The sequence below is a fragment of the Candidatus Cloacimonadota bacterium genome (assembly GCA_019429305.1).
Taxonomy (GTDB): domain Bacteria; phylum Cloacimonadota; class Cloacimonadia; order Cloacimonadales; family JAJBBL01; genus JAHYIR01.
Window position 1 is genome coordinate 337472 of the sequence record JAHYIR010000001.1, and the last position, 15909, is coordinate 353380.

The 15909-nt window shown below is 38.9% G+C and carries 11 protein-coding genes and 1 tRNA gene; 8 read left to right on the forward strand and 4 right to left on the reverse strand.

Annotated features, from left to right (window positions below):
* The first annotated feature begins 3 nt into the window (after nucleotides 1–3).
* From K0B81_01330 to K0B81_01365, 8 genes are all read left to right on the forward strand, one after another.
* Nucleotides 4–1560: a TonB-dependent receptor gene (locus tag K0B81_01330; GenBank protein ID MBW6515242.1), complete on the forward strand. Its 1557-nt coding sequence runs from the start codon at nucleotides 4–6 to the stop codon at nucleotides 1558–1560.
* Nucleotides 1561–2334: 774 nt separating this feature from the next.
* Nucleotides 2335–2913: a nitroreductase family protein gene (locus tag K0B81_01335; protein ID MBW6515243.1), complete on the forward strand. Its 579-nt coding sequence runs from the start codon at nucleotides 2335–2337 to the stop codon at nucleotides 2911–2913.
* A 28-nt stretch (nucleotides 2914–2941) separates the two neighbouring features.
* Nucleotides 2942–4468 (forward strand): cardiolipin synthase, encoded by a 1527-nt coding sequence (gene cls / locus K0B81_01340; protein MBW6515244.1) that lies wholly within the window; start codon nucleotides 2942–2944, stop codon nucleotides 4466–4468.
* Nucleotides 4469–4494: 26 nt separating this feature from the next.
* The gene (locus K0B81_01345; protein ID MBW6515245.1) at nucleotides 4495–5574 is read left to right on the forward strand and encodes a histidinol-phosphate aminotransferase family protein; all 1080 of its coding nucleotides are present in this window, start codon (nucleotides 4495–4497) and stop codon (nucleotides 5572–5574) included.
* The gene (locus K0B81_01350) at nucleotides 5571–6416 is read left to right on the forward strand and encodes a deoxyribonuclease IV (GenBank protein ID MBW6515246.1); all 846 of its coding nucleotides are present in this window, start codon (nucleotides 5571–5573) and stop codon (nucleotides 6414–6416) included. The genes K0B81_01345 and K0B81_01350 overlap by 4 nt, the downstream gene beginning before the upstream one ends.
* Nucleotides 6358–7212: an inositol monophosphatase gene (locus K0B81_01355; protein MBW6515247.1), complete on the forward strand. Its 855-nt coding sequence runs from the start codon at nucleotides 6358–6360 to the stop codon at nucleotides 7210–7212. The genes K0B81_01350 and K0B81_01355 overlap by 59 nt, the downstream gene beginning before the upstream one ends.
* Nucleotides 7213–7303: 91 nt before the next feature.
* Nucleotides 7304–10603: a DEAD/DEAH box helicase gene (locus K0B81_01360; GenBank protein ID MBW6515248.1), complete on the forward strand. Its 3300-nt coding sequence runs from the start codon at nucleotides 7304–7306 to the stop codon at nucleotides 10601–10603.
* Between the two features lie 229 nt (nucleotides 10604–10832).
* On the forward strand, nucleotides 10833–12650 hold the full coding sequence (locus K0B81_01365; protein MBW6515249.1) for a choice-of-anchor J domain-containing protein: 1818 nt from the start codon (nucleotides 10833–10835) through the stop codon (nucleotides 12648–12650).
* A gap of 42 nt (nucleotides 12651–12692) precedes the next feature.
* Here K0B81_01365 and K0B81_01370 read toward each other — a convergent pair whose 3' ends face one another.
* From K0B81_01370 to K0B81_01385, 4 genes are all read right to left on the reverse strand, one after another.
* Nucleotides 12693–14438, reverse strand: a complete 1746-nt coding sequence (locus K0B81_01370; protein MBW6515250.1) for a VCBS repeat-containing protein — start codon at nucleotides 14436–14438, stop codon at nucleotides 12693–12695.
* 301 nt (nucleotides 14439–14739) lie between these two features.
* The gene (locus K0B81_01375; GenBank protein MBW6515251.1) at nucleotides 14740–15219 is read right to left on the reverse strand and encodes a hypothetical protein; all 480 of its coding nucleotides are present in this window, start codon (nucleotides 15217–15219) and stop codon (nucleotides 14740–14742) included.
* 22 nt (nucleotides 15220–15241) lie between these two features.
* Nucleotides 15242–15318 (reverse strand) — tRNA-Arg (locus K0B81_01380).
* A gap of 398 nt (nucleotides 15319–15716) precedes the next feature.
* A partial coding sequence (locus K0B81_01385) for a hypothetical protein (GenBank protein ID MBW6515252.1) occupies nucleotides 15717–15909 on the reverse strand: 193 nt, incomplete at its 5' end.

Here is a 15909-nt window from a genome sequence, read left to right on the forward strand (position 1 = left end):
TAAATGAGACTGCTGATCACAATAGTTATTATGTTCTTTTTATTACCTTTAAGTCAGATTTTTGCTCAGGCACCGGAAGATGAAATTAAACTGCCCGATATTATAATCCTCGGTGAAACGGAAAAATTGCTTGATACTATCTCACTTGAGGAGCGACTGAGACCATTCTGGAACCTGCATTCCCTGAAAAGATTCGAATATGAACCCTTTCTTACCCCCGAATCAATGATCCCTTATCAGGAGAAGATCAAACGTTACGATGGACTGATCTCCTTACACGGTGGAAATACCTATTATCTTAACTTCCTTGGATTGTATGACAATCCCCGTAACAACTGGTTATCTTTCTACGCAGGATTTCAAAATCGCCAAAATGACAAAAACAGGATCAGACGCTCTTTCTTTGCCGGTTGGTCACCATCCTATAAAAGTATAGCATTTGATCTTGAGACCTCATATTACTTATTTGAACAGCAAACTGATTTACAAACAGAATCTATTAACAGAACAGAAGAATTAGGTTTTTCTCTCACATTGGAGACAGATCGAGCCGTTATAAATCCTATCGATATTAGGAATGTTTATTTAAACATCTCCTATAAGGACTATAAACAAGTTCTGCCTTATTATAATGGCGAAAATGATCTACCTGGAATTACTACTAAGATTACTGATATCGATCTTCATACCAGAATGACTTTTCCTCTGGAAGAAGCAGAATTATCGATACCAATAGAGATAATTCTGGTAAAGCAAACTTCACCGGGTCTTAATGCCGGCGTGAGAATAGAGGATTTTTTCCTGCTCGACAATATTAGTCTGCATTTAATCGCTGACAGATATGCCCTCTTCCCCTCAATCGGGTTTCAATTCAAGTACGACTTAAACTCATATTCCCGCATATTCCTCGCTAATGAACCGCAAATAGATACAAGAAACCGCTCTGATTTCCTGCTCGATAACCCAGATCAGGAATTGAAGGTTAATAAACGGATCGTAAAAAATCCTCTTAATGCTTCTCTGACTTTTGAAAATGATCGCTGGCTTCCCCTCTCTCTGGCTTATAAGATCAGATGGCATAAAGATTATCTCTATTATTCGGAATCAACAGAGCAATACCTTTTCGCTCAGAATAACACAGATCTCATGGAACAGCAATTATCGCTAGTTCTGGCATATCATATAAAAGATATTCTGCTCAGAAACAGCTTCGAGTATTTCAGTTATAATGAAGATATCCCATTTATCCCTCAATGGCAGAATAAGACTACTATTGGCTGGTATGCCGTTGATTGGCAAATTTGGAGTGATCTTATCTATATCGGAAAAAGGAAGAACCTGATTGACGTAGCTATGAAAGACGCTCTGTTACTTTCTTTCACGGCACGTAAGAAAATAATAGATAACCTAACTGCTGAAGTGAGTGTCAATAATCTTTTAGATCAATCATATAGAAAATACGAGCTTACCGATCCTCAGTATTTCGATAATCCGGTTGTAACTAATCAGATACCAACAGAACCCTTATTCTTCAAGGGTGGACTGATCTGGAGATTCTGATCATGAGAGGGTGAGATAGCTCGAAAGAGGACAAATCCGGTGGAAGGAATAGCAAGAATTTAACCACGGAGACACAGAGACACAGAGAAAAAAAGAGAAAAATGAGAAAAAAAGGATAAATATGACGCTCCAGCGGAAGGACAGGCAGGAAGAAAAAGTTAATTGTTATTAAGAAACAATGTCATCCTGAGTGTTCTGCTGATTACTTCTTGCTAATGTTAGCAGCAGAATGTATCAAAGGATTAAATTATAGCAAATCCATTGGAAGCAAAGCAAGCATTAACCACAGATAAACACAGATTAAAAAAAGATTAACACAGAAGCTCCAGCGGTTGAAATAGCAATGGGAAAAATCAACAACAGATGATACAAAGCTGTTTAGTGCACCCACGGTTGAGAAGCAAGAAGACTACCACAAGAATGCCTGTGTTACATATATCGTAACATAGGATTCACAATGTATTGTATCTTCTATCCTTTTTTCCTCTGTGTACTCCGTGCCTCCGTGTTTCTCATTTCTTCGCAGCTATTCTCCCAGTAGCCTTGCTTATTCTTCCGCTGGGGCGTTCAAAGCTTTCTCCGTGTCTCTTTTTCCTCTGTGTACTCTGTGTCTCAGTGGTTAATTATTTTTAAGCTTGCTATACTTCCTTAGAGTATCTACAAATAATCGCTTGTAAATCTTCTGAAGATACTCGTCAAAATCGAAATGGTTTGACAGAATTAGCTTAAAAGCGTGGAATTGATTTTAATTAAGTAACTTATAAAGGAAAGGTAATGTTTAAGGATCTCGTTATAGCGAACCGTAGTTATCGTCGTTTTTATCAAGATTACAATATATCTGCAGATCTATTAATCGAATTGATTGATAATGCCAGATTGTCTGCATCTGCCGCCAATTTACAACCTTTGAGATATATCATCGTTAGTGAGAAGGAGGCAAATGAGCGGATCTTTTCCTGTTTACGTTGGGCAGGATATTTGCCAGATTGGGAAGGTCCGGAAGAGGGTGAAAAGCCATCTGCCTATATTGTTATGCTCGGTGACAAGGAATTTCCCAAATTTCATCATTTTGACGGTGGAATAGCAGCTCAAACTATACTTTTAGGTGCTGTTGATAAGGGTTTAGGTGGTTGTATTTTTGCCTCAGTCGATAAGGAGAGGTTACAGCAGGAGATCAATATTCCGTCAAACATGGAAATAATAGTTGTTATTGCTTTAGGCAAACCAAAAGAACACATAATAATAGAAACAGCAGAAACTTCGGGAAATATCAAGTATTGGCGTGATAAGGATCAGATCCATCATGTCCCGAAACGTAAATTAGCTGATATCCTAATAGAAGTTATCTCGTAGAAAATAGTTTAAGGTTTTACCGATGCGAATGCCGATCAAGAAAATAGTAATACTCTTTATCATCATAGTTTTACTTGTTTTCTACTATCTCTATTTAGAAGAAAATCTGGGGAAAAAAGAGCTCATCGCCTCGATAATCAATGTCATCTGGGGTATAACGATCTTCACAGTCATCATCGTCTTGATCATGGAGAACCGTAGTCCTTCCAAGACCCTCGCCTGGATATTACTGCTCGTCTTCTTACCGATAGTAGGGTTTATAATGTATCTGATCTTTGGAAGAAACTTCCGCAAGAAAAAGATCTATGCTCATAAAGAATATAGTGATTATGAAAAGTTAAGAAAGATAGACGAAATTAATCTCGATCATCCTTATAACACAACTGCAGAAAGTATGAAAGAACCTGCAATAGCTCTGATCACAAAGCTATTGGAGAATAATAATAAGGCATTTCTAACTTATAAGAACAGATTAGATGTCTATACTGACGGTGAACAGGCAATCAATGCTATTTTCGAGGCAATAGAGGGAGCAAAAGAGAGTGTTCATTTGGAATTTTTCATCATTAAAAGTGACGAAACCGGAGAAAAACTAAAAGACTTGCTCTTAAAAAAAGCTGCTGAAAAAGTTCAGGTTCGTTTGCTTTATGATTCTGTCGGGAGCTGGAATATCAGTGGTAAATATATTCGCCTCTTAGAGAAAGGTGGTATAAAAACAGCTGGCTTCACCCCTGTTGATTTCCCCTTTATTAGCAGTAAATGGAACTACCGAAACCACAGGAAAATTACAATCGTTGATGGTAAGACAGGTTTTCTCGGGGGGATTAATATTGCAGACAGATATATGCATAAAGACAAATATTACGGCTTCTGGCGCGATACACAGTTGAAGATAGAAGGAGAAGCAGTTCATTCTCTCCAGGCGATATTTAACAATGACTGGTCGTTCACTACCGGTGAAAATCTCTTGAATGACAATTATTTCCGAGAACAACATATCGATGACACCAATCCCGTGCAGATTATAACAAGTGGTCCTGACTCCGACTGGGAAAGCATTATGCAAGGTTATTTTGCTATGATTACCTTAGCTACTACAGAGATAAATATTGTCACTCCCTATCTGATACTCAATGAAAGTATGTTAACCGCGATCAAGGTATCTGCTCTCAGTGGTGTCAGAGTACGGCTCATTGTCCCCTGTAAGCCAGATCATCATCTGGTTTTTTGGGCTGCCCGTTCTTATTTCCAAGAACTGATGGAAACTGGAGTAGAGATCTATGAATACCAAAATGGGTTTATTCACTCTAAATATATCACAGTTGACGGTATCTTTTCATCTATCGGTTCAGCCAATATGGATATACGCAGTTTTTTACATAACCTGGAGGTTAATGCCTTCTTGTTCAGCAAAGAGCTAACTAATAGATTAAACTATGTTTTTGAAGAAGACCTGCAAAACAGTACCAAAATAAAATTAGAAGAATATATGAAGAGAAACTATCTTAATCGCGCTAAAGAATCATTTAACCGCCTATTTTCACCATTATTATAGAATGAATTAGAACAAGGAGTAGAGTAATGTATCTATACCGTAAAGATCTGGAAGAGAAAGAAGCGGTAAAAGTAGAAGTTCCTCGCAAAAGAATAATGATGTCTCTCAACGAGAGTTCACTCAATCCGCTCGGAGTCATCAAAGAGGCTTTTATCAGCAATCTTGGTTCGGTCTCTCTTAACCGCTACCTCAGTGATATAAGCAATAAGCTGTCCGAAATGCTGCTCGAATATATCGGATATAATATTGATGCGGATCAGATCTTGATGGGTAATGGTGCTGATCAGATGTTGTATTATCTATTTCTGGCAGTACGAGACAATGCCGATAATTTTGCTCTCTCTTTAGCCCCCTCATATTTCGATTATAAAAGCTATTGCTCTGCTGTCGGACTCGGTTTTAAAACCCACGAACTCAACAGGGATTTTGATTTCTCGCCGGATGAATATCTAAAAAGTGCCGATGACCCTAATTGCCGTCTGATCATTATCTGCTATCCCAATAATCCAACAGGTAATCTCTTCGACGAGAAGAAAATTATCCATATCCTGAAAAAAGCCAAGGTCCCAGTATTGATCGATGAGACCTACTTCGAATTCAGCGGTAAGACATTTGTCAATCATCTATCTGACTTTAAGAATCTGATCATAGTCCGTTCTTTTTCTAAGTCATTCTCTGTTGCCGGTTTAAGATTCGGCTATATGATCTCCTCAGCAAAAAACATTAAAGAAATAGGCAAGGTATTCACAGCTTTTAACTTGAGTTTACTCATTCAAACATTCGCCTATACACTACTGGAAAACAAGGATAAATTTCTCGAACATACTAAACGTGTGATCAAGTTAAGACAAATTCTCTATAACAACCTGGCATCAATTAAAGGAATTACTGTCTATCCTTCAGAGACAAATTTCCTGATCTTTACTATGGGCATAGATACCATGGAATTGTTTGACTATCTAAGCAAGCAGGATGTCTCAGTACGCAGCATGCATAAACTCCCCTTATTAGCGAATCATCTGCGGGTTTCTATCAGTTCTGAATCCGATAATCAGTATTTTGTCGATGCAGTAAAAGAATTCATGAGATCAAGGAGCAAAGAATGAATTTAGGTGCCCATATCTCGATCGCCAATGGTATTGAATTGATCTTTGAAAGAGCCAAGCAGGTAACTGCCAATGCTATTCAGATCTTCGTTACCAACCAGAACCAATGGTCAACGAGACAACCCAAACCACAAGAGTTAGAGAGTTTTTTTCAATTAAGAGAAGAATATAAACCATTCAGCATTATGGCTCATAGCCGATATTTGATCAATCTCTGCAGCAATGACCCGGAGAAGGAAGAGAAATCGATCAGAGCTTTTTATGAAGAACTGCAGTTATGCGAGCTTTTTAAAATACCTTATCTGGTCATCCACCCCGGTTCATATCTTGATCAAACAGAAGAATGGGGGTTAAACAGGATCATCTCCAACATTGATCTGACAATAGACAGGTTTAAAGACCTGAAAACAGTCATACTTCTCGAAACAACCGCGGGACAGGGAACCAACCTCGGATACAAATTCGAGCAGCTGGCCTATCTGATGAAGAATTCCAGGTTTCAAGAAAATCTGGCTGTCTGCTTCGATACCTGTCATACCTTTGCAGCAGGTTATGATTTAAAAGACAAATATGACGTAGTATTCACTGAATTTGAAAATGCTATCGGTATAGATAAACTAAAGGCATTCCATCTCAATGATACCAAAAAAGGATTAGCAGCAAGAGTTGACCGTCATGAGCATATTGGAAAAGGGGAGTTGGGTTTGGAACCGTTCAGAAAATTGATGAATGACAATAGATTCAAGAAAATACCAATGATCCTGGAGACTCCCAAAGGTGATAATGACGAGATGGATATTGTTAATCTGCAAACACTCAGATCTCTTAGAACAGGGGTATAGTCCATTGTCAGAACTCCATCTTAAAACCCGAAAGATTATCCTTACAGCCGGCAAAATGCTCAAAGAGACGATTGGCGACAGTGATAAAATCTCTGTCCGGACTAAATCTACCGATTCTGATCTGGTCACTCAACTCGATACAGAAATAGAAAATTTTTTAAAGGAAGAGCTTAGTCGTATCTTACCGGGCTCTGTTTTTTTAGCTGAAGAGACCGATCCGAAACTTAAAGATACCGAGAAACTATGGATTATTGATCCGATAGACGGCACGACCAATTTTGTACACGGTTTCCCTTTTGTTGCCATTTCTGTTGCTTTACAGATCTCAGGAGAGTTAACCCACGGCTTTGTCTATAACCCCTTTATGAATGAATTCTTCGCAGCAACAAGAAATGAAGGTTCTTTCTTAAACGGTAAATGCATAAGGGTTTCAAAAGTTCAAAGACTCTCCGAAGCTCTTTTGGCTACCGGTTTTGCCTATAACTTCAAGACTGCTTCCGAAAACAACATCCGATTTTTTGAACATTTCCAGAGCAAATGCCATGGCATTAGGAGACCCGGTAGTGCCGCTCTTGATCTCTGCTACGTAGCTAAAGGTGTCTTCGATGGTTTCTGGGAATGGTATCTTAACCCCTGGGATGTTGCTGCCGGTATATTGATAGTCGAGGAGGCTGGTGGTAAAATTACCGATTTGTACGGAATAGATCACCTATTTACTTCTGACAACATTCTGGTCACTAATTCAGCCCTGCACAATCAAATGCTTCAGGAATTTAATGAACTTTTGATCAAATAACAGCGAAACTTTCTCATAGTTCAGAAATCATTTGACATCTTTCGGCTTATCATTTAAAAATACCTGTTTAATTATTATTAGGTCGTGATCTATGGCGAAGTTGTTCAGTAAAGAATATCATGAGTTATCTAATACTTGGTATTTCAAGAGTAAGCTCTTACCATTATTGGAAGGTGATCTACATTATCAAGCTGTAAAGAATGAACAAGGTCAACTAATTATAAGGTTTTATGCAGATCCGGAAAAGAAGAAGTATATGCCGGAAGAGCTGGTACTAAAATATGATCCTGCCAAGGAAGAGATCGTTGAACATGCCTGCCTCAGTTGTCCTGATAATGAAAGCTGTAATCATTATTTGACGATTCTAGATTATGCTTATCGATACCTTACAACTTCGGCAAAAACCAAAGATCAAAGCGCAAAAAATTCTGTAGGTACTCTTCAGATCGATAATGAATTAGTTGTTTACAGCAACAGATTTCTAGCTTACAATACTTATTGGCAATTAAAGACACTAAATGGTAAGATACTGATCGAAGATATCTATAATGAAGAATCGGATAAGATCAGATTTCATTTCTCCGGGTACGAAGATGTTGATCTCCGATTGATCGCTCTTTTCAGCACTAATAAGTTGCTCTTCGATACAATTAAGAAAAGGCAGAAAACAGCTGGTATTAAGTCCAGGCAAGCTGACAAAATGGATAACAAGTTGCTTAAAGAACAAACATCTGCTTTTAATGACAGCGAATTGGCTCTTCTGCATCTACTCCAAAATATCAAATGCTCTTACAGCAACAAATACAAATACTTTACTATCTATAAAGAGGACTTTATCAAGGTGTTCCCTTTTCTGAAAGATCTGCAGTCTAAGGTAATGATCAAAGAGACTGGAGAACAATTAATCTTTTCTGATGAAGTACTCCCTCTGACTTTACGGATCAATAAAAGCCGGGATTCATTTTATACGATCAAAGTAGCTCCTGGTATCTTTTACTCGAATTTCTATATGGGTAACGAGATCTACATTTTTGTCGAAAATGTTGTCTATAAAGTGCAACTCCCTTTTTATAAGGAGATCTCCTATCAGATTTTCAGAGGTGGTTATCAGTTTCCCGAACAGGATCTGGTTTACTTCGCTTCTATAGTCGCTAAACAGACCGGGTTGAGCAAATGCTATCTAGATATAGCTGAAGATATTGATATCCCACCATATAATTCCACTTCACCACAGGTAAACCTAAAACTGATCAAGGATAAAAATGATATAGTCCTGAGTGGGTATCTCCTCTATTCAAACGTTAAGAAACTCCCCTTTAGATCGATACTATATAGTTCTGAATTAGTCGCTTTCACTGATGATAAGGGTGTTCAAGAATGGTTTTACATTCCTTTCGATACTCGTCAGGAGATTCAGAAATTTCTCCATCTTTTACCCACACCACAAAGAGACCTTATGGCGGATAGTTCGCAGTTGGTCTACTCTGCTAATATCAGTAAAGACCGCCTGAAAAAGGTCCTCTACGAAAAGCTACCTGCTGCTTGGAGCTTAGATTTAGACGATGCCTTGAAAAAGGAATTCATCTACCGAGTGGATCTCAAACCGATCGTATCTGTTAATAGAACTGATAAGATCGATTGGTTTGAGTATCAGGTTTTTTATAAATACCAAGAAATTACTTTTACTCATGAAGAATTGAGCCGCTTTTTCAAAGGAAAGGAAAAATATATGAAATTAGCTGATGACCGGCTTGTCTTTTTCAGCGATAAAGAGAATTTTACACGAATTGACACCTTCCTCAGTAATGCCCGTAAACAAACGAAACAAGCAAACTATCTCTCTAATTACAATCTTTCCTATCTTTATGTATTGTCTAAAGTAAACGACACTATCAGATTAGAGGGCGAGACCTATCTGGACAAAATGTTTGGAGATCTGTTGAGAAGACATTCTGAAGAACCTGTAGAAGTACCGAGAGCGCTCTTCAATATTATGCGAAGTTATCAGAAGACCGGATTTTATTGGCTGAAGATGCTGCAACAATATCATCTAGGTGGGTTATTAGCTGATGACATGGGATTGGGAAAAACTCTGCAATCGTTGGCTATCCTTTCAGACTATCATGAACAACCCAATCAACAAAGAAAGATATCTCTTGTGGTATGCCCCAAAACTCTTTTATTCAACTGGGCAATGGAGATCGAGAAATTTCATCCCAATCTGACTTATATCATCTATGAAGGTTCCAAACTAGAGAGGGTTAAATTGTTAGATAACAACTCCAGTGATATAATCATTGTTTCCTATTCATTGGTTCAGATGGATATTGAACATTTTAATCGGCAGAGTTATGCCTACATTATTCTCGACGAAGCGCAGCATATTAAGAATCCACTCACTCTCCGCAGCAAAGCAGTTAAAAAACTACAGGGGGAATATCGTCTGGCTCTCACGGGTACTCCTATAGAGAACAATTTGATAGATCTCTGGTCTATTTTCGATTTTCTTCTCCCCGGTTATCTGCTCCCCTTACGATCTTTCCGCAAAGAATTTATCGATGATAATGGTGATACTGCCGAGAAAAATGATCAGTTAACCCAGATCATCTCCCCTTTTATCCTGAGAAGAAAGAAAAGCGAAGTTCTCTTGGAACTACCCGATAAGCAGGAACAATATTTCTATAATAAGATGACACCTCTGCAGGAAAGAACATACTTAAAGATACTTGCTCTGGCGAAAGAAAAGATCTCGTTTCAGAAAGATAAAGAGTTAAAGACAGATTATATCAATATTCTGACTGCCCTCATTCGCTTAAGGCAGATTTGCAATCATCCCGGCCTGATAGACGATGAGTTATTGAAGAAAATAAATGTTTCAGGCAAGATGGAGCTGCTGTTGGAATTAATACAGGACGCTGTTGAGAATAGAAGGAAAATTCTTGTCTTCAGTCAATTTGCTTCGATGCTCAAATTGATCTCAGAAAAGCTGGAAGAAAAAGGTTTGATCTATGAGTACATGGACGGCAAAACTGTTAACCGACAGGAAAGAATTGAGCATTTTACTAATAATGAACAGGTCAGGATCTTTCTTCTCACCCTCAAAGTCGGTGGTCTCGGATTAAACCTGACCGCTGCAGATACGGTTATCATAGTTGATCCTTGGTGGAACCCCATGAGTGAAGATCAGTCCATAGATCGAGTCTACCGCATAGGTCAAACCAAGAAAGTCCTCGTTTATAAAATTATTACGAAAGGAACTGTGGAAGAAAAGATCCTGCTCCTGCAGGAGCAAAAAAAGCACCTCTTCAGCAGTGTTATTGAAGGAAGCCAATCTTTGATCAAGAAATTGTCTCCTGCTGATATCCGCAACCTCTTTGAATATCACCAATAACACACACTGATCTAACCTTGTATCTTCACCACACCTCAACATTCTTAATCTTCCTTCCTGCATTGTTTCCAAGGGACTTGCTTTAACTTCAGTGTATTTTAATCTTCTTTTTCATTAGCTTCTTTCTGAGTCATCAGTTGTATGCATTCGTGGATATCTTTTTCCTTGACCTCTGAACATACTGTCCAAGATAAGAGTTTAGATATATTAGACAAATTTGGAGGTTGATATGAAACAACTCAACATTATAACATTGATAATAATTTTACTCACGTTCTCTTTACTGAGTGCTGAACTAACAACAAGATCAATAACCCGTCGAGGAACTGACCGGCTTGATCATCCAATCCCCGATCCTCCACCAAGAGGCGACAGACGTGACCTAATTCCACCATTAAACTTAACAGCCACGGTAGTCGATCTCGTTAATGTCCAGCTTAATTGGGACACACCAACCGATCTGATCCGTATCTCTTATCACGACAATACTCCCGTTGATGGCTATTATCAGGAATCTGTCATCGGCTACGGTACTGTATTCGATCTGACTGCATATCCGGAAGCTACACTGGAATATCTTGACTTCCGCCACTCCCCATGGGGTTTGAACGGTACTTGGGAATATGAGATTCATATTATAGATTGGGATGATGGTACTCTCCTGGCTATTTTTGAAGATATGTTCACTACCCTCAATAATGGCTGGGAAACCGACATCTATCTCAACAGCATACTCTCAGTTGAATCTGTCGGTATTTTTTTAGTACCTTTGGGGAATGACCCTATGGATGCTTATCCTGTCTTCGATCTCGATTCTGATATGGATGGTGCTTCTTATCTGATCAATGTCTTTGATTATTCACTCATCGAGCAGGCAATCGGTGACTTTCTCATGGATCTCTGGATCAGAGAAGGTGATGGACCAGCAACCAGAATATCGTCTTATGATATTTCAGAATCGATCAGGAAAGAAAGACCAGCTCTACCGCTCCGTCAAGAACTGCAAGGATACAAGATATACCGTAATGATAATCTCATTGACGAGATCCCCTCTCCCGATATCCTCAGCTACTTAGACGAAGACCTCTTTGACGGCACTTATACATATTATGTCACTGCTGACTACGATGAAGGTGAATCAGAGCCCTCTAATACTGTAACTGTAACTATCAACACCGGCATACAGATCATCTGGAGTGACAACTTCGAATCTTATCCCGATTTTGTTACCGACTTCCCACCTTGGACTTTGATAGATATTGATGGCTCTAATACATACGGATTTAATAATATAACCTTCCCTGGGGAATATCAACCTATGGCTTATATTATCTTTAATCCTTCTCAGACAACACCACCTATGACCGATCTCATTCCACCGAGTGGAGAGAAAATGGCTGCATCCTTTTCCTCTGATACTGCCCAGACCAATAACTGGATGATCACCCCTCTCATCGAGCTCGGTACTGAATCGTCAGTCACTTTTAAAGCTCGTTCATATACTTCTCAATATGGTCTGGAAAGATTCCGTGTCGGCATCTCTACCACCGACTCTGATCCAGGTAGTTTTTCCATTATCACTCCGGGTCAATATGTACAGGCACCTGTTGCCTGGACTGAATTTACCTACGACCTCTCCGAATATGATGAACAGTCGGTCTATATGGCACTTAACTGCGTCTCTAATTATGCCTTCGTTTTCTTCGTTGATGATTTTAAGGTCCTTTCTATAGGTGAAGTCTCCGTTGATGATGAATATTTACTGCATCCTGCCCCATTGACTGCCCGTAACTATCCCAACCCCTTTAATCCGGAAACTACCATCGAGTTCAATATCAGTCAGAGCGGCAGAACTAAATTGGAGATCTTCAATATCAAGGGACAGAAGATCGCTCTCCTTCTCGATGAATATCTCACCACCGGTACGCATATGATTGCTTGGTCAGGCAGAGACAATCAAGAGAACGAAGTAACCAGCGGGATCTATTTCTACCGCCTAACGACAACTAATGATAACTTTACCGGAAAAATGATGCTATTAAAATAACCGTTTTTAGCAAGGAGGCTCTTAGAGAGTCTCCTTGCTTTCTTAATCTACTACTGCCACTACCCGGAAAAAGTACAACTGATGATAAATTGAAACAACCCACTCATTATCTATAGTCATATCTAAATATTCCCATTGTTCACTATACGGATCTTCCGAACCATAAATTTTGTAATGATTAGCATCTTCAATAATATCCCAACTCAAAATAAAATCAGAACCTTCTCTTATTAAACTAACATTGCTGGGTGCTGGCAAGTATTGATCAGGGAAGTTAAAAGTCTGCCATTCAGAAAACATTGAACCGGCATAGGCGGAATCAATGGTCTGAACTGCCCACTCATACTGTCCGTCAGGCAAACCTGTAATAACAAAAGAATTACTGTATCCAGCATTTCCCGGTCTTCCGACTTTCCTGAATCCACTGTTCAAGTCTGCCATCGGTGCCATTAACTGTAGATTTGGAGAATTCAATTGTTTTAACCAAACATTGTAACTCAGTCCGTTAAGAGGTGTTTCCGCATCTAACCCGTTACTCCATTGAAAAGTCACATTCTCTTCTCCAACTATTGTATGCAAGATCTGTGGTGGAGCCGGAATGCTGTTTTCTATATCGATTTGATTCATATATATATTAAACTCTCTCTCAGTACTGGAAATCATACCTGTGATTATCAGATCTGTTTTCCCATTATTATTGATATCAACTGCGCTGATAGTTGAATTACTAAGTCCGGTTGGTTCAAAATCAGTAACTTCGCTAAACGTTTCATTACCATTGTTAAGGAATAATTTAGCGGTAAGAACCGCAGTAACTCCGGAAACACCAGATATGGCTCCACAATACGCAACATCCAGTAAACCATTATTATTGATATCTACCCAAATAGCATCACTATAAGCAACTCCGTCAAAATTAGCGATATTACTAAAAGTTCCGTCACCATTATTCTTGTACACCCGGCTGATCCTGGTTACTCCTACTTCTGTGCCGGTAATCAAGATATCAAGTAACCCATCATTATTATAATCTCCTAATGATAGTGATCCTGATTCTACTCCCGGAAGCCCAGAATCATCTTGTAATTCAAAACCGTTACCTAAATTGTTGATATACAATTTGGTGATCCTCATATTATCATGTCTTCCGGCTATTATTAAGTCAGGATATCCATTGTTATTTAGATCTCCCCAGACTGAGTCAGAATAACGAATCCCAGGAAACTCGAACTCTTCACGCCAAGTGAAAGTGCCATCACCGTTGTTCTGATACAATCTGGCTATATTACCCAATTCTGTGCCAGCATAACCGGTAATAAACAGATCTAACCACCCGTTATTGTTGAAATCTACCCAGTTTAAACTACCTTCTCGAGTCCCGGGAAGATTAACAGCGGTGTTCTCAGTAAAAGTACCATCACCATTGTTATTAAATATTTTTGTCACCAACTGACTTTCGTTTGTTAAACCGCTTATGACTATATCAAGATGCCCGTTATTAGTGTAGTCAGCCCATAATCCGGAATTCCAACTTACATCAACCAAACTGATATTTTCTTGATAGGTAAGGATCCCATCACTAGAATTCATATAAACTCTTGAAATCCGTCCAGCTGAAGATGTAACACCTGTTACAAGTAAATCAAGATTCCCGTCATTATCATAGTCGCCCCAATCGATTGAAGATTGAGAGACCCCCGGTATATCATGATCTGATAATTGGATGAATGATAAAGAACAGAGCAAGATAGGGGGAAAAAGTATTATAAATAGTATTATAGACCTCATAACAACCTCCTCTAAATAAAGGAGATATATATGAAGCAAAATATGTCAATCTTTTTTAAGTTTTAGTGTTAATTCTTTTTAGAGTAATTATGTTTAATTTGTAAATATTTTTATAATGCTTACGACCTGTCATGCTTGTCAAATAAAGAATAGTGTAACAGATCTCTTAGTCGGAATTATATGATAATTTATCCTAATTACATTCTTGCAGATACAGTGCTAATAAAAACACTTGAAACAGTATTAATTTGACGTAGTTAGTGGAAAGTTCTCTTAACCACCTAAGTAATAAACTAAATTTCTATTCTGATAGCTCAGGGATCTCTTTGCTCTCTTCTTGAGGGGCATTCTGCAAAGCAATAGCTTCTTCATTAAGTCTAAATATAGGTGAAGAGCCCTCTTCAATGATAAATTCAGTTTCAGCTATACGGCCTGTCGGGGTATGGAGTACTTCTATTCTTACTGTTTCACCATGCTTCCAGTCAACAGGAGCACCTGCCAGACCGGGAAAATTACCGAGATTAAAACGGATGGTAAATATCTCTGCCTGCATATCGGCAAGACAGGTGGGAAGCTCATCAGTCAGAATATAATCAGGTCTATCAGTGATCCAAGCACGGAATTTGATGGATCCCTCTTCGGGATAGACTATATTATCGGGGTAGCTACCGAGATAATCGTAAACTTCCTGAATCACCATTCTGGGTATAGTCATTTGACTGTAAACATTGGATATAAATAGTCCGCTAATCAGAAGAGTAATGATCAATAATTGTCGCATTCTTTCCTCCACTAAGAATATCTGGCACGCCCGAAGGGACTCGAACCCCTAACCCTCTGATCCGAAGTCAGATGCTCTATCCAATTGAGCTACGGGCGCACTACTTATCAAAGAAATCAATCCCTCATTTGCTGTCTATGTTTTTTTAGTAATGTCAGATCATCCCGCTTTCTTTAACAACAACTATATATTGTCTTCTCGACTGGAGAAAGAGTCACGAATGGAACTCTCTCTCCAACCAATTTGTCATCTCGACTGGAGAAAGAGTCACGAATGTGAGTCTTGCGGAATGGAGAGATCTCATCACCGATGCAAATTAAGAAACGCAAGATCATAATTGCTTTACCCCCAGCAGTGATGAGATGCCTCGACTATTTTATAAAGAGGTTATCTTACTTATGCTTCCAGTCAAAAAAGTTTTGGCAACATGAAAGAAAAAGCCGGAAGGGGTTTGTATCTTCCCTTCCGGCATTTATATGTGATTTTCTTTCTAAATATTATTTTTTCTTAGCTATGCCTTTCTTGGCGGGATGACGCTGTCCGAAAAACTCTACGAGCAATGGACTGGCTACGAAGATTGAGGAATATGTACCGACAATGACACCGATCATCAAGGCAAAGGCAAAGTCACGGATAACCGAACCGCCGAGAATGTAAAGAGACAAACGACAACGAAGGTCGTCATAGATG